At 69.5% G+C, this 22,084-nt stretch carries 18 protein-coding genes and 1 pseudogene; 4 read left to right on the forward strand and 15 right to left on the reverse strand.

Annotated features, from left to right (window positions below; genetic code table 11):
- Positions 1–6 precede the first annotated feature (6 nt).
- Genes E5K04_RS15320 through E5K04_RS15335 form a run of 4 tightly spaced genes read right to left on the reverse strand, consistent with a single transcriptional unit; the run spans position 7 to position 3,579 of the window.
- Complete coding sequence (locus E5K04_RS15320) at positions 7–795, reverse strand: SDR family oxidoreductase (RefSeq protein WP_136555712.1); 789 nt, start codon at positions 793–795, stop codon at positions 7–9.
- Entirely contained in the window at positions 792–1,472 is a 681-nt protein-coding gene (locus tag E5K04_RS15325; protein ID WP_136555714.1) for a TenA family transcriptional regulator, read from the reverse strand. The genes E5K04_RS15320 and E5K04_RS15325 overlap by 4 nt, the downstream gene beginning before the upstream one ends.
- Entirely contained in the window at positions 1,469–2,920 is a 1,452-nt protein-coding gene (locus tag E5K04_RS15330) for an AMP-binding protein (RefSeq protein WP_136555716.1), read from the reverse strand. The genes E5K04_RS15325 and E5K04_RS15330 overlap by 4 nt, the downstream gene beginning before the upstream one ends.
- Positions 2,917–3,579 carry a thermostable hemolysin gene (locus tag E5K04_RS15335; protein ID WP_136555718.1) on the reverse strand — a complete coding sequence of 221 codons (663 nt, stop codon included), beginning with the start codon at positions 3,577–3,579 and terminating at the stop codon, positions 2,917–2,919. Before E5K04_RS15335 ends, E5K04_RS15330 begins: the two co-directional genes overlap by 4 nt.
- Positions 3,580–3,827: 248 nt before the next feature.
- Between E5K04_RS15335 and E5K04_RS15340 the strand changes: the two genes are divergently transcribed.
- Positions 3,828–4,061 (forward strand): hypothetical protein, encoded by a 234-nt coding sequence (locus E5K04_RS15340; protein ID WP_136555720.1) that lies wholly within the window; start codon positions 3,828–3,830, stop codon positions 4,059–4,061.
- A 6-nt stretch (positions 4,062–4,067) separates the two neighbouring features.
- Here the strand turns inward: E5K04_RS15340 and E5K04_RS15345 are convergent, their stop codons facing one another.
- Both E5K04_RS15345 and E5K04_RS15350 read right to left on the reverse strand, forming a co-directional pair.
- The gene (locus tag E5K04_RS15345) at positions 4,068–6,011 is read right to left on the reverse strand and encodes a TonB-dependent copper receptor (protein ID WP_136555722.1); all 1,944 of its coding nucleotides are present in this window, start codon (positions 6,009–6,011) and stop codon (positions 4,068–4,070) included.
- 96 nt (positions 6,012–6,107) lie between these two features.
- A complete protein-coding gene (locus E5K04_RS15350) occupies positions 6,108–6,704 on the reverse strand; it encodes an SCO family protein (protein ID WP_136555725.1) in 597 nt (198 codons plus the stop codon).
- Between the two features lie 210 nt (positions 6,705–6,914).
- Here E5K04_RS15350 and E5K04_RS15355 point away from each other — a divergent pair, with 210 nt between their 5' ends.
- Positions 6,915–8,561 carry a 3-(methylthio)propionyl-CoA ligase gene (locus E5K04_RS15355; protein WP_235844398.1) on the forward strand — a complete coding sequence of 549 codons (1,647 nt, stop codon included), beginning with the start codon at positions 6,915–6,917 and terminating at the stop codon, positions 8,559–8,561.
- Between the two features lie 220 nt (positions 8,562–8,781).
- Here the strand turns inward: E5K04_RS15355 and E5K04_RS15360 are convergent, their stop codons facing one another.
- Positions 8,782–10,359: a DUF389 domain-containing protein gene (locus tag E5K04_RS15360; RefSeq protein WP_136555727.1), complete on the reverse strand. Its 1,578-nt coding sequence runs from the start codon at positions 10,357–10,359 to the stop codon at positions 8,782–8,784.
- Positions 10,360–10,521: 162 nt separating this feature from the next.
- Here E5K04_RS15360 and E5K04_RS16695 point away from each other — a divergent pair, with 162 nt between their 5' ends.
- Positions 10,522–12,411, forward strand: a complete 1,890-nt coding sequence (locus tag E5K04_RS16695) for a methyl-accepting chemotaxis protein (protein ID WP_168929253.1) — start codon at positions 10,522–10,524, stop codon at positions 12,409–12,411.
- 59 nt (positions 12,412–12,470) lie between these two features.
- On the opposite strand, the gene E5K04_RS15380 is transcribed toward E5K04_RS16695, so the two are convergent.
- The 6 genes from E5K04_RS15380 to E5K04_RS15405 form a co-directional block, all read right to left on the reverse strand.
- A complete protein-coding gene (locus E5K04_RS15380) occupies positions 12,471–13,865 on the reverse strand; it encodes an FAD-binding oxidoreductase (RefSeq protein WP_136555729.1) in 1,395 nt (464 codons plus the stop codon).
- A complete protein-coding gene (locus E5K04_RS15385) occupies positions 13,862–15,307 on the reverse strand; it encodes a sodium:solute symporter family transporter (protein ID WP_136555731.1) in 1,446 nt (481 codons plus the stop codon). Before E5K04_RS15385 ends, E5K04_RS15380 begins: the two co-directional genes overlap by 4 nt.
- Positions 15,304–15,489, reverse strand: coding sequence for a hypothetical protein (locus tag E5K04_RS15390; protein ID WP_136555733.1), 186 nt, complete (start codon positions 15,487–15,489; stop codon positions 15,304–15,306). The genes E5K04_RS15385 and E5K04_RS15390 overlap by 4 nt, the downstream gene beginning before the upstream one ends.
- Entirely contained in the window at positions 15,486–17,387 is a 1,902-nt protein-coding gene (locus E5K04_RS15395; protein WP_168929254.1) for a UvrD-helicase domain-containing protein, read from the reverse strand. The genes E5K04_RS15390 and E5K04_RS15395 overlap by 4 nt, the downstream gene beginning before the upstream one ends.
- Positions 17,375–18,730 carry an aldehyde dehydrogenase family protein gene (locus tag E5K04_RS15400; RefSeq protein WP_136555735.1) on the reverse strand — a complete coding sequence of 452 codons (1,356 nt, stop codon included), beginning with the start codon at positions 18,728–18,730 and terminating at the stop codon, positions 17,375–17,377. Before E5K04_RS15400 ends, E5K04_RS15395 begins: the two co-directional genes overlap by 13 nt.
- 112 nt (positions 18,731–18,842) lie before the next feature.
- Complete coding sequence (locus E5K04_RS15405; RefSeq protein ID WP_136555736.1) at positions 18,843–20,009, reverse strand: NAD(P)H-dependent flavin oxidoreductase; 1,167 nt, start codon at positions 20,007–20,009, stop codon at positions 18,843–18,845.
- Positions 20,010–20,270: 261 nt separating this feature from the next.
- Here E5K04_RS15405 and E5K04_RS15410 point away from each other — a divergent pair, with 261 nt between their 5' ends.
- Positions 20,271–21,191 carry a LysR family transcriptional regulator gene (locus E5K04_RS15410; RefSeq protein ID WP_136555737.1) on the forward strand — a complete coding sequence of 307 codons (921 nt, stop codon included), beginning with the start codon at positions 20,271–20,273 and terminating at the stop codon, positions 21,189–21,191.
- Between the two features lie 63 nt (positions 21,192–21,254).
- On the opposite strand, the gene ubiT is transcribed toward E5K04_RS15410, so the two are convergent.
- Positions 21,255–21,689: a ubiquinone anaerobic biosynthesis accessory factor UbiT gene (ubiT, locus tag E5K04_RS15415; RefSeq protein WP_136555738.1), complete on the reverse strand. Its 435-nt coding sequence runs from the start codon at positions 21,687–21,689 to the stop codon at positions 21,255–21,257.
- Positions 21,676–22,084, reverse strand: a pseudogene (locus E5K04_RS15420) (U32 family peptidase); the annotation flags it as partial. The pseudogene E5K04_RS15420 and the gene ubiT, both read right to left, overlap by 14 nt.

A 22,084-nucleotide genomic window follows, 5' to 3' on the forward strand; every position in this document is an offset into this window, starting at 1 on the left:
GGCGTTTCAGGGCAGGTGGCGGCGGATCAGCGCGAGCTTGCCGGCGAGCGCCTTGTCGACCAGTGCCGGGCAGGCGAGGTTCAGGCGGGCAAACAGCTTCTCCGGCCAGCCAAGGAAATGCCGGCCGCCGCGCCCCGCGTCCAGCGCGGCGAGTACCGCCTGCGCGACCACGGCCGGGGTGTCGCTGTGGTTGCCCATCGCGTCGTTCAGCGCGTTGACCGCAGCGCTGTTGAGCGCGGTGTCGGTCGCGCGAGGCGCGATATGGTGCACGCAGAGGCCGCGGTCGGCGAACTCGCGGCGCAGCGCCTCGCTGAAGCCGTAGAGGCCGAACTTGCTCGCCGAGTACGCCGCGTGGCCGGGGAAGGCGAGGCTGCCGAAGGTCGAGCCGATATTGACGAGGTCGGCGCTGCCGCACGCGAGCAATTGCGGCAGCAGCGCACGGGTCAGCTGCATGGTCGCAGTCAGGTTGGCGGTGACGACAGCATCAATCCTGTCGTCGTCCATCCGCTCGAAGGCGGCGAAACAGCCGACGCCGGCGGCGTTGATAAGGCCGCCTGCGCCGCCCGCGTCGGTGCAGGCGGTAACCAGCGCGGCACGGCCGTCGGCGGTGGCGAGGTCGCTGGCGACCCATACCGGGTCGGCCGACGCGGGCAGTCGGCTTGCGAGCGCGGCGAGGCGCGTGCCGTCGCGGCCAGCCAGAACCAGGCGGTGGCCGCGGGCGGCCACCGCCTCGGCGATCGCGCCGCCGATGCCGCCGGAGGCGCCGGTGACGACGAAGGTGCGGGCGTTCTTCATGCGAATTCCCTTTCCAGCGCGCCGGCCTGTACCGGGTCGACCGCGCGCAGCGTATCGCCGAACAGGCGGTAGAACATGCGCGCCGAGTGGACGATGCGCGCCTGGTCGGCCGGCTGGTCGATGCGGTTCATCAGCCGTTCGAAGAAAACGATGTGTTCCATGTCGAGCGCGCCGTGCGAGCGCAGGTAGCTGAACGCGGTGTCGGGCAGGCCGGTCGACTGCTGGATCGCGTCGGCAGCCTGGCTTGCGACGCCGACGCTGGTGCCCTCGAGCACCAGCACCATGCCGAAGAAACCGACCGGGTCGACCCGGCTCACCAGGTCCCACGCGTAGGCGACCATCAGCTCGGTTGCAGGGTTGGGCTGCGAGCGGCGCGCCTTTTCCTTGTCGTAGCCGCAGGCGGCGATGTCGTTCAGCACCCACTCGTGGTGGCCGGTCTCTTCCTCGATATATTCGGCGATCGCCTCGCGCAGCCACTCCTGCTCGTCGCTCAGGCGCGCGCCGGTCTGCATCAACAGCGGCACCGTGTGCTTCACATGGTGGAAGGCCTGCGTGAGGTAGGCCGCGTAGGTCGGTACGTCGAGGCGGCCGGCGAGCGCGTCGCCGATCAGCGGGGCGGTGAGCATCGCCGCGCGCGCGTCGGCGGTCTCGGCCATCAGTGTCTGGTGGAAGGTCATCCTGGTTCTCCTTGGCAGGGGACGGTCTTGGGCACGGTGGCCCAGTGTTCGGCGATGCGGGCGCGGCGCGGCCGGCCGTTCTCGGTCATGAATTCGCCGCCGGGTAGCAGCGGCGCGTCAAGGCGGATCAGGCGCGCGACGCGCGCGTAGTCGGGCAGAGCCGCGTTGGCGCGCGCGAGCGTTCCGGCGAGCGCCTCGTCGCTTGCACCCGGCGCGAACGCGAGCGCGCTGAGCGTGGCCTCGCCCTCGCCGAGCACCACGCACTGGCGGATGCGCCCGTCGGCGCACAGCTCGCTCTCGACCCACTCGGGCGAGACGTTGCGGCCGAACGCGGTGATCAGCACATGCTTGCGCCGCCCGGCGACGTGGACGAAGCCGTCGGCGTCGACGCTCACCAGGTCGCCGCTGGCGACGCGGCGGCTGAAGCTTGGCGCGTCGCCCAGGTAGCCGGTCGGCGCGGGCAGCTCTACCACCAGCTCGCCGTTCTCGACCCGGGTGCGCACATGCGGCAGCGGGCAGCCGACGCTGCCCGGGCGGTCGGCGTTGGGCGTGTTCAGGCAGACCACCGAGCCGCATTCGCTCAGGCCGTAGCCCTCGTACACCGGCAGGCCCGCCGCGCGGGCCGCCGCGACCAAGGCCGGCGCGACGCGCGCGCCGCCGACGGCGACAAAGCCGAGCGACGCGGGCGGCGCCCAGCCTTGCTGTGTGGCGGCGACCAGCTCGGTGAGGATCTGCGGCACGCTGATGACACTGGCGGGCGCGTGCCGGCTCAGCGCCGCGCACAGTTGCTGGCGGTTAAGGCCGCTGCTGCCGGTCAGGCCCACCTCGGCGAGCGCAGGCAGCCGGCAGCGTGCGCCGATGAGCAGCGCGCGGTAGAGGCCGGCGACGTTCTCGAGCAGGGTCGACAAGGGGAGCAGACACAGGTGGCTGGTGAGCGAGCCGCCGCCGGTGGCGTCCGCCAGCGCTTCGGCGGTGGCAAGCAGCAGGCTCTGTTCGAGGCACACCCCCTTGGGCGACCCGGTGGTGCCCGAGGTGTAGGTGAGCTTGGCGGTGGCGTCCGGGCAGCGGCCGGTTGTGGCCTGCGCGAGCCGCTCCAGCGTCAGCGACGGGCAGCCGGCCAGCGGCGCTTCACCCGGCCGGCAGGGGCGCAACAGCGCGTCGGCGCCGGCATCAAGGAGCGCGTGCGCGCGCTGCGCCGGGCTGAAGAACAGCGGCAGGGGCAGCAAGGTGGCACCGCAGGCGAGCGCGGCGAGGTCGGCAACCGCCCAGTCGCTGCCGTTGTCGGCGGCGAGCGCGACTACCCGGCAGTCGGCCAGCGCCGCCGCCGCACGGGCGACTTCCTGTGCGAGTGCCTCGCCGGTGAGCGCGCGTACGCCGTCGTCGATGAGCACCCGGCTGGCGTTTCGCGCGAGCGAGGCGGCGAGCGCGTCCCATAGCGGCGTGTTCATCGTGTGCTTCCCTTGATGCGGCGGGCGAAGGCCTGCGCCTGAAGGGCGCGGGCGAGCCAGTCGGCATCATTCGCGTGGCTGCCGGCGAGCCGGGCGTACGAGGGCTCAATCAGCCCCAGCGTCACTTGCGGCGCCTCGTCGTAATAGCGTCCCCAGCGGTGCTGCTGGTCGGCAGGCAGCCGCGCGGGGTCGGCCGCCAGCAGGGGGCGGGTGGAGAGTCCCATGTGGGTGAGCAGGCGGTTCAGCCGCGCGCTGGCGGTGAACATCACGTAGGGGCGGCCGGCGGCGGCGAGGGTGGCGACCAGCGTGCGGATCAGCCCCTGCGCGTGGCGGCCGTGCGCGGCGAGGTTGCCGATCTCGGTGAGCTCGCGGCGTGCGACCGGGCGGCCGAGCGCGCCGGCGAGCACCTGCTCGGCAGGCTGCGCCAGGTAATGCTCGAGGTAGAGCGCGCCGGTCTCGGCCGCGCGCAACCCCAACACTGCGTGCGGCGTCTCGCCGTCGAACTCGCCCATCAGCCAGGGCAGGAAGTGGTCGGGGCGGGCGTCGTAGTGGCGCTCGAAGGTCGCCGCGACAAAGCCGGACAGCAGCGGGTAGTGGACGTCGCTACGGCGGGCCAGACGGCTCGCCGTGCTCGGTGCGCAGACGGGTAGGGCGCTCATGCGGAACTCCGCGTCAGGGTCATGACTAGAGCGTAGAGTGGCCAGCTTAAGCGATGCTTAAGGGATGGATCGTCAGGCGCCTGCGACAATCGGTCGCATGGCGCCCATCTGCCGCTTGCGGCAAGCTGTAGGCATCCAAGGTACTGGGCCCTGCGTGTGCGCGGGGCCGTTTTTTTTTGCGCGCGCCGGGCGTGAGCGCTGTCGTCTACATATGCTGAAGCTATCTACCGTTGCAAAGGGAGAAGACGATGGCACGCAATAGTCTGCTGGGAATGCTCGCCTGGCTGACGACCGCTCAGGCTTTCGCCGCGGCGGCGTCGGACGTGGTCGAGAACACGCATGTGATCGCAGGCGCCAACGTCGGGGCGTCGGCGCCTGCGTTCTGGTCGCAGCCGGAGGGCGCATGGAGCTGGTTCGGCGCGCCGATGATCGGCGTCGCCGCGGTGGTGGTGCTCTATTTTTTCTGGCGCCGCCGCCGTTAGGCGGGCTTACCAGCGCCCCTGCACCTGCAGCCACAGCGTGCGGCCGGGTTCGTTCACCTGCCAGGTACGGTCGTAGCCGGTAATTTCTGCACCTGATTTGCTCAGGTGCTCGGCGTAGGCGCGGTCGAACAGGTTGTCGACGCCGGCCGACAGCAGGATGGCGTCGTTCAGCCGGTAGCCGGCCTTCAGGCCCACCGTTGCGAAGCCGCCGGTCTCGCCCAGGTCGGTGCCGACGATATTGCCCTGTCCCGGCGCGACCCGGCCTTGGCGGGCGACGCCGCGCAGATGGGCGGCGAGCGCCAGCCTGTCGTTTTCCCAGCCCAGCGTCAGCAGGCCTTCCAGCGGCGGCGTCTGCGCGAGCGCCTTGTTATCGGTGCGGTTCTCGCCCCACGCGTAGGCGAGCGTGGCGCCCAGATGCCAGTTCGGCGCGAAGCGCCAGTTGGCGTCTGCCTCGAAACCGGCACGGCGGGCGTCGACGTTGCGGGCGCTGCCTTGGCTACCTCCGACCGAGCTGCCTGGCTGGGCCGAGCTGATCAGGATGAAGTCTTCGACGCGCGACAGGTAGCCGGAGACGGACGCCTCAAGCGTGCCGTTCTTGTACAGCGTGCCGAAGTCGAGTTCGGTATTGCCCTCCTTCTTCAGGCTGGCGCCGCCTTGCTTGGCGCGTTCCCAGTAATCCGGTGCGCGCTGGGCGACGCCGAGTCCGACATATGGCGTCCAGGCACCCTGCCGGCTTTCCAGCCGCATAAAGCCCGAACTCAGGTTGTAGCGCTGCTCGGTATTGCTTGCGTCGTAGCGCGCGTCGACGCGGTCGTGGCGCAGGCCGGCGACCAGCTGTTCGCTGGCGGTCAGCGGCAGTTGGCCCTCGGCGAACACGCCGACGCTGTCGAAACTCTGGTCGGGCGAGCGCGGCTTGCTGGCGTAATCGACGCCGCCGCGGAAGGTATGGTCGTCCTGCAGCCAGTCGGCGCCGACGGTCAGTTCGGCACTGGCGAGCTTGAGGTCGGCGGCGACGCGCGCGCTGTCGGTGGTGCGGTCGGGATTGCTCAGCATCTTCATGCCCGGTTGCGGACGCAGGCTGAAGTTGTCCATCACATGGTCGACGTAGCTGTGGCCGTATTCGGCGCGCAGCGCGGTCAGCCACGGTGCAAGGTTGCGCCGTTCGGCCTTGACGCCCCACGCGTCGCGGTCGAAGACGGTGCCGTCCATCGAACGGTCGGCGTACGCGGCCTCGCCGCGGCTGCGGTCGGCGGACAGCTCGATGGTGGTGTCGGCGTCCGGCGTGAAGCCGGCGATCGCAGTCGCGCTGTGGCGGTCGAACGCCGAGTGCACCTTCTCCCCGTTGCCGTCCTTGTAGTCGCCGCCGTGCGCCTGAGTGCCGATCGCGCGCAAATAGCCCAACTGGCTGCCGACGGTCGCGTCGAGCCACGCGTCGTTGCGGTCGAAGCTGCCGCCGGTCGCCGACAGGTTGAGCCGGGTGCCGGCCTCGGCAAACGGTTCGGTCTTGCGCTCGAAATTGACGGCGCCGCTGACCAGCCCCATGCCGTATTTCACCGACTGCGGGCCCTTGATGACCTCGACCAGGTCGTACGCGCTCGGGACGATGTAGGCGGTCGGCGGGTCCATCCGCCCGCCGCAGCCGCCGTACAGGAAGTGGCCGTCGGCCTGCACCGCCAGGCGCGAGCCGCCCAGGCCGCGCAGCAGCGGGTCGGATGACGCGCCGCCCTTGCGGATGCTGCTCATGCCGGGGATGGTCTTCAGGAAGTCGGCCGCGTCGGCGGCGGCGACCGGGCGCCTGGGCGCCTGCGGGTCGGCGGTGACGGTGAGCGGGCTGACGGTGCGGGCGCCGGTGACGACAATCTCGTCGAGCAGGGCGGCGGCAGGGTCGGCTGCCCACGCGGTGGAGATGGCAAGGGTGAGCGGCAATAAAGCCAGGGTACGGCGGGGCATCAAGACTCCGTATAGTTAGTGGATGGGGTTGGCCACTATCTTAATGCCCTTTGCATTTTCGGAGATGCGGCAGAATGTCGCAGGTCCGACCCCGGCTTACTGGGTGCGCTGCTCGGCCTGTAGCAGGCGGATGTCGTGCGCCAGTGTGGCCGACGGCGTGCCGTAAGGCTCGTACGCGCGCACGCGGCCTGTGGCATCGAGCAGGTAGGAGCCGGCGCTGTGGTCGACCAGATAGCCGCCGCCCTCGGTCGGCTGCACGGACGACACCACGCGGTAATGTTTGGCCACGTCGGCGAGCACCGTCTTGTCGCCGGTCAGCCCGGCGAAGCGGCGGTCGAAGTGCGGCACGTAGCCTGCGAGCACCTCGGGCGTGTCGCGGCCGGGGTCGACCGAGACGAATAGCACCTGCACCGCGTCGGCGTCGCTGCCCAGCGTCTTCATCGCGCCCGCGTATTCGAGCATCGTCGTCGGGCAGATGTCCGGGCAGTGGGTGTAGCCGAAGAACAGCGCGACCACCTTGCCCCGGTAGTCGGCGAGCGAGACGGACGTTCCGTCGTGGCGGGTGAGGGTGAAGTCGCCGCCGATCTTCTCCTGGCTGACGTCGCTGCCCTTGAAGGGCAGTGCGGCTGGCGCAGAGGGTTGGCAGGCGGCCAGCAGGAGGGCGAGCGAACAGGCAATCAGGGGACGCAACATGGTGTTCAAGTGGAAGATGGGTTAAGGCATCGATAATAAGCCAGCGCTATAGCATGGCGGCGCGACATATGGTCGCAGGGTGCTCTGTTGTGGTGCATGGTGCCCCGCCGTGGTGCGTGGTTATTAGTAAAACTTTGACGATGTCATCAGAAAAAGTGATTGGAGCAATCACTCTGCTCAAATTAGTCTTGTTGCCCTGCAGCAAACAGAATGCACAAAGGGGAAAACAAGATGATGTTGCGCGGCCAGATGATGGACATGCCTCTGCTGATTTCGGACCTGCTCACGCACGCCGAGAACTACCACGGCGACAGCGAGATCGTGTCGCGTACGGTCGAAGGCCCGATCCACCGCTACACCTACCGCGACGCGGCCAAGCGCGCGCGCCAGCTTGCCAACGCGCTGAAGGACCTGCAGGTGGCGATGGGCGACCGCGTAGGCACGCTTGCCTGGAACGGCTACCGCCACTACGAGATCTACTACGCGGTCTCCGGTTCCGGTTCCGTCTGCCATACCGTCAACCCGCGCCTGTTCGCCGAGCAGATCAGCTACATCATCAACCATGCCGAAGACCAGGTGCTGTTCTTCGAGCTCTCCTTCCTGCCGCAAGTCGAACAGATCGTCGGCGAACTGAAGACCGTCCGCCATTTCGTGCTGATGACCGACCGCGCCAACATGCCGCGTGAAACCAGCATCCCGAACCTGATCTGCTACGAAGACCTGGTCAACAGCCACAGCGACCAGCTTGCCTGGCCGCAGTTCGACGAGAACACCGCGTCCAGCCTGTGCTACACCTCGGGCACCACCGGCAATCCCAAGGGCGTGATGTACTCGCACCGCTCGACCGTGCTGCACGCGTTCGCCAGCTCCTTGCCGGACAGCCTCGACATCTCGGCGCAAAGCGCGGTGATGCCGGTGGTGCCGATGTTCCACGTCAACGGCTGGGGCCTGCCGTACAGCTGCACCATGAACGGTGCCAAGCTGGTGTTGCCGGGGCCGAAGATGGACGGCGTCAACCTCTACGAGCTGATCGAGGAAGAGGGCGTGACCATGGCCGCCGGCGTGCCGACCATCTGGATGATGCTGCTGCAGCATTGCCAGCGTAACCACCTGAAGATCCACCCGCTCAAGCGCGTGATCATCGGCGGTTCGGCCGCGCCCGAGTCGATGGTCGACCAACTGGCCGAGCACGGTGCCGAAGTGCGCCAGCTGTGGGGCATGACCGAGCTGTCGCCGTGCGGCACTACCAGCACTCCGAAGTTCAAGCACAACGGCTGCAACACTGCGACGCTGCGCCATCTGCAGGGCAAGCAGGGCCGTCCGATCTACGGCGTGCAGATCCGCATCGTCGACGACGAAGGCCAGCCGCTGCCGCACGACGGCAAGGCCTTCGGCAACCTGCAGGTCAAGGGGCCGTGGGTGCTGTCGCAGTACTTCGGCCGCGAGCTGGACGACAACCACACCGCCGACGGCTGGTTCAACACCGGCGACGTGGTGAACATCGACGCCGACGGCTACATGAAGATCACCGACCGCACCAAGGACGTGATCAAGTCCGGCGGCGAGTGGATCAGCTCGATCGAACTGGAAAACATCATGGTCGGTCACCCGGCCGTGCAGGAAGCCGCCGCGATCGGCGTCGTCCACCCGAAGTGGGACGAGCGTCCGCTGATGGTGGTGGTGCTCAAGGAAGGCGCGAGCGCGACCCGCGACGAGCTGATCGGTTTCTTCGAAGGCAAGATCGCCAAGTGGTGGACGCCGGACGACGTCGCCTTCGTCGACGAGTTGCCGCACACCGCGACCGGCAAGCTGCAGAAGCTGAAGCTGCGTGAGATGTTCAAGGATTACCAGTGGTAAGACACTGGCCGGGTTGTGCGGAAGCGAAGTAATGCTGTTCGCTTGAGGAAATAGAGCATTCGCGCTAAAGTATCATCCGCACAGAAACCCTCTGGTTTTTGTGGTGTTAGCCCCTCGAAGCATCCGGCCGGTGCGCCGGCAAGATGTTTCTTCCTCGTGTTGGCCCCTGCCGGTAACCCCGCAGGGGATTTTTTTTGCACATGCTGGCGATGTCAATTGCTTAAGGTGCGGTCGGACCCAGCGTCAGGTAGACGCTACGCAGCGCCACCGCTCCAGCCTCTCTTTCCAGCGCCGCCTGCCCGGTCACCGGGTAGGCGGTATTGCTTTGGGCGACGATGTCCTGCGCAGTCAGCCGCGCCGCGACGGCGCGCGCGCGGGACTCGGCGAGCGCGCGGGTGCCGCGGCCGGCCTCGTTCAGGCTCGCGTGCGCGGTGACCACCACCCGGGCGACGCCCCAGCGCTTCAGCGCCCAGATACTGGCGTCAAGCTCGCGCGACGCGTCGGCCGACAACGTGTCCGCCTCTGCGTCGAACAGGAGCGGCGGAAGCGCCGACACCGGCGGCACCACGTGGACACGGTAGCCGGTGAATTTGGCCGCAAGCTGCCGCTCGGCTTCCTGCAGCGCGGGCAGGGCCGGCGCCGCGTCCGGCAGCAGGTAGACGGTCAGCGTGCGCGCGGCCTCGTCCTGGATCAGCCCGGACACCCGAGCCGGCAACAATGCGTCGACGCCGGCGCGCACGCTGCTGCCTTGCGCCTGGCTGCGCAGCAAGGTTGCGACCTGCTGGGTGAGCTGGCGGTCGCTGCGCGCGGTGTCGGTGTTGGCGACCAGCTGGTCGAGCGACAGGTCCGTCGCGCGGCCGAAGCGCGCGTCCAGCACCGCTTCCAGCCTTTTCGGCAACGCCTCGTCGTAGTGGCGGGTCAGCACGACCAGCTGGATGCGCGGCGCGGTCTCCCCCGGCGTCTGCTGCACCGTCAGCTGCTGGATGCGGGTGCCGGCCGGCAGCGTGTTGCTGACGATGTCCTGCACCTGGCGCGACAGGATCGCCTGGTTGACCGAGCTGTCCAGCGTGCGCACCAGCGGGATGGACAACAGCGCGAGCACCAGCGCGCCTGCCGCGCCGCGCCACGCGAAGTCGGCGGCGCGCGGCCACTTGCCGAAGCCGTACCACAGCGACACGCCGGCGACCGAGAAGGCGATCGCCAGCATATTGGTCAGGAACAGCAGGAAGGCGCCGGAGAAGATCTCCCACGAGGCGTTGGCCCAGCCGTAGCCGCTGGTGGCCAGCGGCGGCATCAGCGCGGTGGCGATCGCGACGCCGGCGAAGGTGCCGCCTTGCGCGCGGATGATGGAGAAGCCGGCGACCAGCCCGGAGAACACCGCGACCAACAGGTCGAAGAAGTTGGGGTTGGTGCGCGCGAGGATCTGCGCGGTCGGCGGGATGAACGGCGAGATGGTGACGATGCTGTAGCTGGTCACCAGCGCCGCCGCGACGCCGAAGGAAAGCGCCAGGGCGGCGCGCCGCCCGCTGACCGGGTCGGTCTTGGCGATCGCGTAGCCCAAGAGGTTGATCGGCCCCATCAGGGGAGCGATCAGCATCGCGCCGATCACCACCGCGGCCGAGTCGAGCAGCAGCCCCAGCGTCGCGATCGCGCAGGAGACGAACACCAGGAACACGAAGGCCGGCGTCAGCTCGCCGTTCTCCTGCATCGCCCGCTCGACCGCGGCGCGGTCAACGTGCTCCTTGTGCCGCCCCCACCACTCGTCGACGATCGTCCCGAACAGGCTGCGTGCCGCCATGGCCGACTCCACTTTGCTGACATCGATGGATCATTGTGGATCAAGTCGGATGCATTTTCATGGTCAACCAGTAATGACAATCAAATTGCATGGAATGCGCATCAAATACATAATGCCCGCCAAGCGTCCGCCCGAGGCGCCGACCATCCAGAGGGGAATTCCATGCGTACACTCAAGGCGCGCCTGATCGGCGTCAACGCGCTGCTGCTGGCGCTGTTTGCCATGCTGCTGTTTGCCATCGTCTTCATGCAGGTGCGCAGCATGGCGCTGCAGGGCATCGCCAACGAGCAGCTCACCACGCTCAAGGGGCAGACCATCCTGATCGGCGACTGGGCGCGCGACAAGCAGAGCGTGCTGCTGGGGCGCTCGCAACGTTACGACAACGAAATCAACACGCTCGCGCGCGACCCGCAGTGGTTCCTGACGCAGGGCATGCAGGAAGGGCGCTTCATCGACCTGTACGCCGGCTTCGCCGACAACAGCGCGCAATTCGCGTCGGGCTGGGTGCCGCCGGCGGACTACACGGTGACCAGCCGCGGCTGGTACCAGCAGGCCCGTTCGGCCGGCAAGCTGGTGATGACCGACCCCTATGTCGACGCCGACACCAAGGCGATCGTGATCACCGCCGCGGTGCCGCTGCCGGGCAGCAATGGTGGCGTGCTCGCCGGCGACATCTCGATGACCGAGCTTGCGCGCACCCTCGCCTCGCTGCCGGTCGGCGGCAGCGGCTTCAGCCTGCTGGTCGACAGCAAGGGCCATCTGATCAGCGCGCCGGACAAGGCCATGCAGACCAAGCCGCTGACCGCGCTGGTCCCCGCGCTGGACGGTGCGGCCATGCAGGCCGCCAGCACCAGCAGCGACGTGACCGAGGTGGAGGTCGGCGGCAAGGCGATGCTCGCGTCGGTGGCCAAGGTCGACGGCCTGGGCTGGTACATCGTGGTGCTCAGCGAAAAGGCGCTGGTGCTCGCGCCGCTTGATGCGCTGCTGATGACGCTGGCGGCCATGACCGCCGGCGCTTTCCTGTTGATGCTGCCGCTCTCCGGGCTGGTGCAGGGGCGGATGCTCGCCGGCTTGACCCGCCTGCGCGACGCGATGGTCGAGATGGCCGGCGGCGAGGCGGACCTGACGCGCAAGCTCGCGGCCGACGGCAACGACGAGATCAGCCAGACCGCGCAGGCGTTCAACCGTTTCACCGGGCAACTGGGTGAGCTGTTCGTCCAGCTGCGTGCCGAGGCGGCGCAGGTGGTCGGCGGCGTGGCCAGCGCCAGCAGCCGGGTCGGCGAGGTGGCGTCCGGCGCCAGCCAGATGGCCGCGGCGTCGGCGGCCAATACCTCGACGCTCGAGCAACTGGGCGCGAGCATTTCGCAGGTTGCCGCCGGCGCCGGCGAGGCCGACTCGCTCGTCAAGTCGACCGGGCAGGCGCTGGAGTGCTGCGCCGACGATATCCACGCGCTGGCCGGCGACATGGAAAACACGCTGGGTTCGGTGCGCAGCCTCGAGGCGATGCTGGGCGTGCTCGACCGCCGCTCGCAGGAAATTTCCGGTATTACCGGCGTGATCCGCGACATCGCCGACCAGACCAACCTGCTGGCGCTGAACGCGGCGATCGAGGCGGCGCGCGCCGGCGAGCAGGGCCGCGGCTTCGCGGTGGTCGCCGACGAGGTGAGGAAGCTCGCCGAGCGCACGGCCAGCGCGACGCAGGAGATCAGCAGCAAGGTCGGCGCCATCCGCGAGGAGGCGCGCCGCGCCGCCGACGATGTGCAGGGGACGGTCAGCGTGGTCGGCGACAGCTCCGCGCGCACTGACGAGGCGGCCGCGCGCATCCAGAGCGTGCGGGAGTCGATGCGCCAGCTCTTGCAGCGCATGAGCGAGATTTCCGGCTCGACCAGCGAACAGCATCACGCCTCCGGCGAGATCGCCCGCAGTACCGAGGCGATCAACAGCCGTATCGTCGCCAACGAGGGCGCCTTGCAGGACGTCAACGCGACGCTGTCGCGGCTCTCCTCGCTCGCCGGGCAGATGGACAGCCGCTTCGGCAAGTTCCGCGTCTGAGCCGCTTGCCGGGGCTGCCCGTCAGGGGCGGCCCCGCGCTTTCCTGTGCCGTCTATTCCTTAGCCGGCTGTCAGCCACTTGCCGGGGTTCATCAGCCCCTTGGGGTCGAGCGTGCGCTTGAGGGCGCGCATCGCCTCCAAGGCGACCGGGTCCTTGTAGCGGGCGAGCCACTGCCCCTTGAGCTGGCCGACGCCGTGCTCGGCGGCGATGCTGCCGCGGCAGGCGGCAACATGCCGGTAGACGATCTCGTTGACCGCCGCCTCGTCGTCGAACAGGCGGGCGTTGTCCGGCCGGGTGTGGCTGACGTTGTAGTGCAGGTTGCCGTCGCCGGCGTGGCCGAAGCAGGCGACGCGGCAGCCGGGGAAGCTGGCGGCAAGTTCGGCGCCGCACGCGGCGATAAAGGCGGGGATTCGGGACGCCGGCACGCCGATGTCGTGCTTGATGCTTGCGCCTTCCAGCTTCTGCACTTCCGAGATGTCCTCGCGCAGCCGCCACAGCGCCAGCCGCTCGCTCTCGCTCTGCGCGACTACCCCGTCGACCATCTGCTGTTCGGCGAGCCAGTCCACGAAGGCGTCGGTGAGCAAAGCCTCGTCGCCGCTGTCGGAGAGTTCGATCAGGAGCGCCCACGGCGCGATAAAGGGCAGGGTGTGGCCGTGCTTCGCGAGCAGGTTTTGGCAGCCTTCCTCGATCAGCTCGAACGCGGTCAGCCTGTCGCCGAAGCGCGCCTTGAGCGCCGCGAGATAAGCGATCGCCTGTTGGCTGTCGGCGACGCCCAGCCAGGCGGTGGCGCGCGCGCTCGGGCGCGGGAACAGCCTGAGCGTCGCCGCGGTGATCACGCCCAACTGGCCCTCGGCGCCGATAAAGAGCTGCTTGAGGTCGAGCCCGCTGGTGTCCTTGCGCAGGCCACCCAGCAGGTCCATCACCCGCCCGTCGGCGAGCACCACCTCCAGCCCCAGCGTCAGCTCGCGCATGGTGCCGTAGCGCAGCACCGCGAGGCCGCCCGCGTTGGTGGAGAGGTTGCCGCCGATCTGGCAGCTGCCCTCGGACGCGAGCGACAAGGGAAACAGCCGGCCTGCCTCGGCCGCCACCTGCTGCACGGCGGCGAGCGTCAGCCCGGCCTCGACGGTGATCGTGTCGTTGGCGGTGTCGACCTCGCGCACGCGGGAGAGCCTGGCGAGCGAGAGCAGCAGCGCGCGGCCGTCGGCCGGCGGCGTCGCCGCGCCGCAGGTCGACGTGTTGCCGCCTTGCGGCACCACCGGGATGTTTTCGGCGTCGCACAGCGCGAGCAGGGCGGACACTTCGGCGGTCGAGCCCGGACGCACCAGCGCGCGGCACGCGCCGTGGTAGCGGCCGCGCCAGTCGGTGAGGCAGGCGGCGGTGTCTGCCGCGTCGGTCAGCACATGCGCGGCACCGACGATAGCGGCCAGCCGTGCGAGGAGTTCGGTGTCGTTCATCGGGTTTCCTTTTGGCGGGCGCGCGAGGCGAGGACCGCGGCGGCAAAGGCCAGCGGTACCGAGACCAGCGCCGGGTTGGCCAGCGGCTGCAGCGGCGCGTCGAAGCCTAACACCGCGACCCACACGCCGGGGCCGGCCACGATCAGCAAGAGCGACGCGGCCAGGCCGGTGGAGAGCGTCGCGGCGGCACCTCGCGCGGTCAGCCTTTTCCAGTAGAGCGCGAGCAGCAGCACCGGAAAGTTTGCCGACGCGGCAAGCGCGAAGGCGAAGCCCAGCAGCACCGCGATATTCTGCAGCTGGAAGGCGATCGACACCGCGGCGGCGGCAAGCGAGAGCGCGAGCGCTGAGCCGCGCACGAAGGCGAGCCCACGCCCGGGCATCAGCTCGCGGGTCAGCGTCGCCGTCGCCGATAGCGTAAGCCCGGCGACTACCGCGAGGATGGTCGCGAAGGCGACCGCTGCGACGAAGCCGGCGAGCAGCGGCCCGCCCAGCAGTTGCGCGAGGTGCAGCGCGGCCATATTGCTGCCGCCCTTGAGCGCGCCCTCGTCGGTGAAAAACGCCAAGTGGCCGGGCAGCAGCGCCAGCGCGCCGAAGCCGTCGATGAAGTTCAGCGAGAACACCAGGGCGATCAGCAGGGTCGCCACCCGCGCCGCGCCCTGCGCGCGGGCCGCGTCCGGCGCGCTGTAAAAGCGCATCAGCACATGCGGCAGGCCGAGCAGGCCGAGCGTCAGCCCCAGCCCCAGCGACACGAGCTCGACCGGCGAGGCGAGCGCGGCGGACGGCAGAAACACCGCGTCGCCGCGCACGGCGGCGGCCGCGTCAAACAGTTTCGCGATCTGCCAGTCAAAGCGCGCCATGGTCAGCGCGGCGAGCGCGAGCGCGCAGCCGACCAGCAGCACCGCCTTGATCGCCTGCACCCAGGTCGTCGCCAGCATGCCGCCGCCGGCGACGTAGGCGAGGCTGAGCAGCGTCACCAGCAGCACGGCGACCGTGTAGTCGAAGCCGAACAGCAGGCCGAGCAGCTTGCCCGCGCCGACCAGTTGCACGACGAGGTAAAACAGCGAGATGGCCAGCGACACGCCGGCGGCGAGCCTGCGCGGTGCCGCGCTACCGAAGCGTTTGGCGAGCAGTTCGCCGACGCCGAACACGCCTTCTTCGCGCATCCTGCCGGCGACCAGTTGCGTCATCAGCGGCCAGCCGGCGAGCGTGCCGACCGCGTAGGCGAGCGAATCGTAGCCGGCCTGGTAGTAGAGGCCGGCCGCGCCGAGGAAGGCCGCCGCCGACAGGTAGTCGCCGGCCAGCGCGAAGCCGCCAAGCAAGCTGCCGACACGGCCGCCGCCGCTGAAGAACGCGCCGCCGCTGCTGCTCTTGCGCGCGGCCCAGTGACTGAGCGCGAGCGTGGCCAGCGCGAACGGGATGAAGAACGCCAGCGCCGGGCTCATCGCGCAGCCTTCGCGGGCCACAGGGCCAGCATCAGCAACAGCGCGAACGCGGCAAGCGCAAGCAGCACCGAGACGGGCCAGGCGCCGGCACGGCCAGCGAGCCAGCCCGGCTTGAGCGCGAGCAACAGGTAGTAAAGCGCCGGCACGGCGACGGTGGCGGCGAGGCGGAACAGTCGGGTCATCGGTCGGTCGGGGTGAACAGCGTGAAGAAGGACGAAGGCTCGGCGCCTGCCGGCGCGTGCAGGGTGAGGCGCTGCTGCGCGCGGGTGAACGCGACGTAGGCGCGGCGCTTCTCGTCGGCGAGCGGCGCGCCGGCAAGCGGGAACAGGCCATGGGACAGCTGGCAGACCACGACGTGCGGCCACTGGCGCCCCTTGGCGTGGAACACCGAGCCGACCGCGAGGTGCTGCCCGGGCGACTGCTGGGCACGCCAGTGCGCAAGGTTCAGCGCCTCGCAGCGGGCGAGCCAGCTTGCGGCGGTTTCCCCGTGTTGCGCCAGATGCGCGAGCAGCGCGCGCCACGCGTCGACGCGGCTCATCGCCGCCTCGCCGGCCGGCGCGAACGCGGCGAGCGTCGCCTCCAAATGCGTATCGCGAGCAAAGTCCGTCAGCAGCGGCGCGAGCCTGGCGTCGGAACTGGCGGAGGTGAGGCGTGTGAGCGCCGCTTTCAGCGAGCCTTGCGCGTGCGCGCGCCGCGCGTCTTCCGGCGCGGGCAGCGCGTCGATCAGTGCGACCAGTTGCGGCCAGTCGCCGGTCTCGGCGGCGAGCGCGGCGAATTCGCGCCCCTCGTCGGCGGACAGCGCGAGCGCGGGCAGCGAGGCGAGGCGCTGGGCGAGGCGTTCGCGGCGCTGGCGCTCGTAGCCCGCCTTGCGCGCGTCGGCTTGCGCGCTGTGCGCGCGCCAGTCGGGTGCCGCCAACTGGGCGAGTGCCTGGATCAGCGTGCCTTCGCCGCCGCGCCAGCACGGCCAGCCATCCAGCGTGTAGAACGGCCGGCGCGCGTCGATCAGCGCAAGCTGCACGGCGACGGTGGCGGCGCGGTCGCGGCAGATCAGCGCGGCGCCACCCTCGAGGGTGGCGGCAAGCGCGGGCAGCGGCTCGCGGCTGACGTCGACGCTTGTCGGCCCGCCCGCGCCGGAGAGCGGCGGCAGGCCGCGGCTGCGCAAGGGTGCGAGCTGGCGCGCGAGTCCGGCGCCGAAGCGGAAGGAGACGGTCAGCGGCAGCACGGCCACCGGCGCGAACGCCTGGCGGAACAGCAGGAACACCGACGTCGCGTCGGCGCCGCGCCACGCGTACAGCACCTGGTCGCGGTCGCCGACCGCCAGCACGCGCTGGACGCCGCCGCCCCAGGCTGCGAGCCACGCGAGCTGCAGCGCGCTGGTGTCGTGGAATTCGTCGATCAGCAGTACATCGCAGGCGAGCGTCGGCGCCGCGGCGAGCGCGTTTTCCTCGAAGCCCGCCATCAGGTCGTGGCAGGCGTCCTCGACCAGGCGGAAGCCGAAGCCGCCATCGACGCGCAAGATGCGGCGCAGCCGCTCGTACTCGCGCCACGCCTGCCACACGCTGGCCGGGCGGCCGAGGGTGGCGGCGACTTCTTCCTCGTCGGCATCTTCCAATAGGTCCGAGAGCCGGCCCTGGCGGATCAGGCGGAAGCTGTCGATGAGGTCGATCAGGGACGCGGTGTCGGTGGGCAGTTGCACGGCGTCGCTGCCGGCGTTGGCCTCGTTGACGCGGCCGACCACCTCGGGCAGCACGGTCTCGACCACCCAGTCGCGCTGCACGCGGCGCGCGTCGTCGACCAGCAAGCGGGCGGCCTCGGCGACGCAGACCTCGTCGAAGGTCTGCACGGCGACGCCGGTCACACCGTGCCGCGCGAGCGCGGCCTCCAGGCTCGCCTTGCCGCTGCGACTGAAGGTCAGTGCGCGCACGCGCTGGCCCGCGCGCACCGCACGCGCCGCGGCGAGCGCGAGCAAGGTCGTCTTGCCGCTGCCGGCGGCCGCCTCGACCAGCAGGTGGCCGCCCGCGAAGTCGAGTACCGCCTGCTGTTCGGGCGACGGGGAAAAGTCCGGGCTCACTTCTGCCACCAGGTCTTCACGTTGACGAACTCGTACAGGCCGAACTCGGAGAGCTCGCGCCCGTAGCCGGACGCCTTGACGCCGCCGAACGGCAGCCTGAGGTCGGAGCTGGTGTAGCGGTTGATATAGACGGCGCCCGCCTCGATGCGCGCACCCAGCGCGCGTGCGCGGCGGGTGTCGGCCGAGAAGATGCTGGCGCCCAGGCCGAACGGGGTGTCGTTGGCGACGCGGATCGCCTCGTCTTCGTCCGCCACGCGGATCACGCTGGCGACCGGGCCGAACACTTCCTCGTGCCAGACGCGGCAACGCGGGTTCACCGCGTCGAGCACGGTCGCCGGGTAGTAGAAGCCGGCGCCGCCGCTCATCTGGCCGCCGCACAACAGCCGCGCGCCGTGCTGGACGGCGTCGAGCACCTGCGCGTGCAGCGCCTCGCGCAGGTCGGCGCGGGCAAGCGGCCCCAGCGTGGTCGACGCATCGGCCGGCGGCCCCGGCCGGAACGCGCGCGCGTGCGCGGTGAAGCGCTCGACAAAGGCGTCGGCCACTTCGGGCACCACGATCAGCCGCTTGGCCGCGTTGCAGCTTTGCCCGGCGTCGCGAAAGCGCGAGTGCGCGGCCTCGTACGCCGCCTCGTCAAGGTCGGCGTCAGCGAGCACGATAAACGGGTTGCTGCCGCCCAGTTCGAGCACGCTTTTTTTCAGGTGGCGGCCGGCCAGGCTGGCGATCACGCGGCCGGTCGCAGTCGAGCCGGTGAAGGCGACCGCGTCGCTCAGGCGGATCGCGTCCTCGACCTCGTCGTTGGCAAGCCAGGCGGTGTCAAACGCGGTGACGCCGCTGCCCTGCACGATCTCGGTGAGCAGCGCGCTCGACAGCGGCACCGAGGGCGCCGGCTTGATCAGGCAGCCGTTGCCGGCGATCAGCGCGGGCACCGCGAAGCGCAGCACCTGCCACACCGGGTAATTCCACGGCATCACCGCGAGCACCAGGCCCAGCGGCTCGAAGCTGACGCCGCTTGCGCTTGCCTGCGTCGGGATGTCGCGCGCGGCGAGCAGGCGCGGCGCGAGCTCGGCGTAGTAGCGGACCAGCTGCACCGACTTGTCGATCTCGGCGAGGCACTCGGCGGTGCGCTTGCCGACTTCCAGCGTCACCAGCGCCGCCAGTTCGTCGCGGCGGCGCTCGAGCGCATCGGCCATCGCGCGCAGGACGGCCGCGCGTTCGTTCACGGGCTGCGCCGCCCAGCGCTCGCGCGCCTCGCGCAGGCGGTGGACGCAGGCGGCCAGTTCGTCGGCCGTCCACGCCGGACGGGTATGCACCACCTCGCCGGTGGCCGGGTTGCAGCTGGTATACGCGTTCATGCGGGCAGTGTAATGGATAGGCGCGGGCCGATGAAGCGGGGCGGCGCGGGGCTGGCGCAGCCCATGCAAAAAGGCAGGGCGAACCCTGCCTTGCTTCTGGCGTCGCTGCGCGTCAGGCGGCGCCGAGCGGGCGGTGGCCGGTGAGCAGGTAGTCGATGGTCTCGCGCACCGAGCGGATCTGCTCGCCGAACGGCAGCGGGTCCTTGCCGCGGAAGAACAGCCCCTTGCTGACTTCGCCGCGGAAAGCGGCGGCGAGCTTGAGGTCGATGCAGAACTGGCCGACCTTGGAGAGACCGTCACGCAGGCCGCACACGGTCAGGCAGTTGAGGTTCTGCGTGCAGCGTGTCGGGTCGGCCTTGGCGTTCGCCTGCAGCTTGTCCAGCCGCTTGAGGTAGCTCTTCAGGAAGGGCGTCATCACGCCGCGCGCCGGCAGGCCGGCGACCGACATGAATTCGGTGATGTCTTCCGGGCGGGCGTTCGCCAGCGTGTGCTTGAAGTTGTCGTGCGCGTCGCCCTCGCGGGTGACGGCGAACGCGGTGCCGACCTGTACCGCCGACGCGCCCCAGTCGTTCAGCGCAGTCTTCACCTTGGCGAAGTGGCTCATGCCGCCGGCGACGATCAGCGGGATCTTCTCGCTCTCCAGCTGTAGCGAGCGGAAGAGCTCGTGCGTCTCCTCGAGCACGCGCTTGAAGCTGAAGCGTTCGTCGGACAAATCCTCGATGCGTGCGGCGCCCAGGTGGCCGGCGGCGTGCGCCGGGTGCTCGATCACTATGGCGTCGGGCAGGCGGCCCTTCTTCATCCAGCGCTTGAGCACGATGCCGATGCCGCGCGACTCGGACAGGATGGGGATCAGCGCGACGTCCGGGTGATCGGCGGCCATCTCGGGCAGGTCCAGCGGCAGGCCGGCGCCCATCACCACCGCGTGCGCGCCGGATTCGCAGGCCTGGCGCACGTAGGCGGCGTGGCTGTCGACCGCCTTCATCACGTTGACCGCGATCAGGCCGTGGCCGCCGGCGCGCGCGAGCGCACCCTTCACTTCGCGGTCGAGCGCGATCAGGTTCAGCCGGTCGAAGTCGGCCTGCGCCCTGGCGTGTCCGGACTCGGCGACCAGGTCTTCGTGCAGGTGGCGCAGGTCGACGCTGGCGATGGTGCCGACCGCGTTCTCGCGGGCGACGGCGCCGGCGAGCGACTTGGCCGAGATGCCGACCCCCATCCCGCCCTGGACGACGGGCAGCAACTGGCGGTTACGGATGGTCAGCGCGGGAAAGCTCGAGTGCATGTAGGAAATCCGGGCGGTGGAGCAAGAGCACTATTCTGGGTGCGGCCAAACAGCCGGCATTTGATCTGGATCAAACAAAGAGCAAAGGCTCTATCGTTGATAGCTTGCGCTTGCTGTGTCCGGAACCTTGTCGCATTTATGCGCTCCATATCCAATTCGCACGAAAGATCTGTTGCTGATATTTATTGATTGACTAGATTGAAGTATTATTTTTAAAGGTCGCTTGCGAATGTTGAGCGTGGCAATGAAAAAGGACGGAAGATGGATACGCTGAAGGCGCTGATGGTTTTCATGACGACGGCCGAGAATGGCAGTTTCTCGGACGCCGCCCGCAAGATGGGGGTCTCGCCGGCCGCGGTCAGCCAGAGCATCGCCCGCCTCGAACAGGAACTCGAGGTCCGGCTGTTCAACCGCACCACCCGCCAGCTGACGCTGACCGAGGATGGCCGCCGTTTCTACGCGCAGTGCAAGGGCCCGGTCAACAACCTGGATAACGCGATCAGCCAGCTCAAGGCGAGCCGCGACGAGCCGGCCGGCCACCTCAGGGTGAGCATGCCCAACAGCTTCGGCCGCCGTCTGATCCTGCCGCTGATGGGCGAATTCTGCGCGCTCTACCCGAAGATCCGCGTGTTCTTCGGCCTGGACGACCAGTTCAGCGACCTGATCGAGGATGGCTACGACGCGGGGATCCGTTTCGGCATGCTGCCGGACAGCCGGATGACCGCGCGCAACCTCGCGCATATCCCGCTCTACGTGGTCGCCTCGCCCGCGTACTGGGACAAGTACGGCCGCCCCTCCAAGCCGGAAGACCTCTCCCAGCACGACTGCATCAACTACCAGTACCCGACGTCGGGCCGCCTCGCCAAGTGGGAGTTCCTGTGCGACGGCGAGCGCATCCCGGTCGACGTGACCGGCACCTACACGGTCAACGAGGTCGAGGCGGTCGCCGAACTCGCGCGTCTGGGGCAGGGCGTCGCGCAGCTGCCCGGTAGCGAGGTGATCGGCATGCTCAGGAGCGGCGAGCTGGAAGCGGTGCTGCTCGACTACGTGTCCGAAGAGCGCTCGATCTACCTGTGCTTCCCCAACCGCGAGCACACCGCGCCGCGCACCCGCGTGTTCGTCGACTTTGTCGTCGAGCGGCTGGGCGAGCACCCGGACGTGCTGGCGCGCTGGCCGCTCTGACCCGTCTTGCGCCCGCAAGAAAGGCCGCCCGATGGGCGGCCTTTGTCATGGGTGCATGGGCGCTTACGCCGCCATGAAGCGCGCGAGCGGTGTCTCGCTCCAGTCGACGCTGTCGAGCAGGTTCTTCACGATCAGGCCCAGCTCGGTGTCGCCCTCGATGGTCAGCTTGCGGTTGAAGAACAGCGTGTCCGGGTCTTCTTCGCGCAGCATCATGCGCGCAAGGTCGGATGCGTTGGCGGCGAAGCGCAGGTCGGGCTCGCCGTGGCCGTCGTCCAGCACGAAGCCGTTCTCGTCGGCGCCAAAGCGCAGCTTGAGGCCGGCGTCGAGTACGTCGACCGCGAAGCGGCGGCCGGCGAGCAGGTCCATGTCGGCCGGCAGCACGCCGCGGCGAAGCAGCTGGTTGAGCAGGGTGACCAGCACGAGGTTGGGCGGGGTCGCCGGCAGGCGGGACACCACCTGGGCAAAGAGCGGGGGCAGGGTGAGGTCAGGCACACGCATGGTGGTGTTCTCCGATCGGGTTGATGCCGGCTTCGCCGCGCCAGTAGCCGTCGACCAGGCACGCGCCGTCCGGGCGCGGCAGGCTGTCCATGTCGACCGCGGCGCCTGCGATGGCCTGGCGGAACGCGGCGACCACGTCGCCGGTGCCGGTGGCCTGCGGGCTCACCCGCACCGAGGACACGCCGATGGCGGCGATGTCGGCCAGGTGCGGCAGCAGCGCGTGGCAGCCGTCGGACATGGTCTGGATACCGTTGACGGTGAGGAAGCCCTTGCCTTCGCGGGTGGACAGCCGCGCGCCGTCCGCGTGTTCGAGGCACTTGAACTGGCAGTCGTCCTTCTTCAGGTTGTAGTGGCGCGCGGTGAAGCAGCGTGCCGACAACGCCAAGGGCAGGCGC

The sequence above is a fragment of the Crenobacter intestini genome (genome assembly GCF_004919095.1).
GTDB lineage: Bacteria > Pseudomonadota > Gammaproteobacteria > Burkholderiales > Chromobacteriaceae > Craterilacuibacter > Craterilacuibacter intestini.

Coding starts and splice junctions, on each gene's coding strand:
- E5K04_RS15320 (WP_136555712.1), bottom strand. CDS start 795: ATGAAGAACGCCCGCACCTTCGTCGTCACCGGCGCCTCCGGCGGCATC.
- E5K04_RS15325 (WP_136555714.1), bottom strand. CDS start 1,472: ATGACCTTCCACCAGACACTGATGGCCGAGACCGCCGACGCGCGCGCG.
- E5K04_RS15330 (WP_136555716.1), bottom strand. CDS start 2,920: ATGAACACGCCGCTATGGGACGCGCTCGCCGCCTCGCTCGCGCGAAAC.
- E5K04_RS15335 (WP_136555718.1), bottom strand. CDS start 3,579: ATGAGCGCCCTACCCGTCTGCGCACCGAGCACGGCGAGCCGTCTGGCC.
- E5K04_RS15340 (WP_136555720.1), top strand. CDS start 3,828: ATGGCACGCAATAGTCTGCTGGGAATGCTCGCCTGGCTGACGACCGCT.
- E5K04_RS15345 (WP_136555722.1), bottom strand. CDS start 6,011: ATGCCCCGCCGTACCCTGGCTTTATTGCCGCTCACCCTTGCCATCTCC.
- E5K04_RS15350 (WP_136555725.1), bottom strand. CDS start 6,704: ATGTTGCGTCCCCTGATTGCCTGTTCGCTCGCCCTCCTGCTGGCCGCC.
- E5K04_RS15355 (WP_235844398.1), top strand. CDS start 6,915: ATGCACAAAGGGGAAAACAAGATGATGTTGCGCGGCCAGATGATGGAC.
- E5K04_RS15360 (WP_136555727.1), bottom strand. CDS start 10,359: ATGGCGGCACGCAGCCTGTTCGGGACGATCGTCGACGAGTGGTGGGGG.
- E5K04_RS16695 (WP_168929253.1), top strand. CDS start 10,522: ATGCGTACACTCAAGGCGCGCCTGATCGGCGTCAACGCGCTGCTGCTG.
- E5K04_RS15380 (WP_136555729.1), bottom strand. CDS start 13,865: ATGAACGACACCGAACTCCTCGCACGGCTGGCCGCTATCGTCGGTGCC.
- E5K04_RS15385 (WP_136555731.1), bottom strand. CDS start 15,307: ATGAGCCCGGCGCTGGCGTTCTTCATCCCGTTCGCGCTGGCCACGCTC.
- E5K04_RS15390 (WP_136555733.1), bottom strand. CDS start 15,489: ATGACCCGACTGTTCCGCCTCGCCGCCACCGTCGCCGTGCCGGCGCTT.
- E5K04_RS15400 (WP_136555735.1), bottom strand. CDS start 18,730: ATGAACGCGTATACCAGCTGCAACCCGGCCACCGGCGAGGTGGTGCAT.
- E5K04_RS15405 (WP_136555736.1), bottom strand. CDS start 20,009: ATGCACTCGAGCTTTCCCGCGCTGACCATCCGTAACCGCCAGTTGCTG.
- E5K04_RS15410 (WP_136555737.1), top strand. CDS start 20,271: ATGGATACGCTGAAGGCGCTGATGGTTTTCATGACGACGGCCGAGAAT.
- ubiT (WP_136555738.1), bottom strand. CDS start 21,689: ATGCGTGTGCCTGACCTCACCCTGCCCCCGCTCTTTGCCCAGGTGGTG.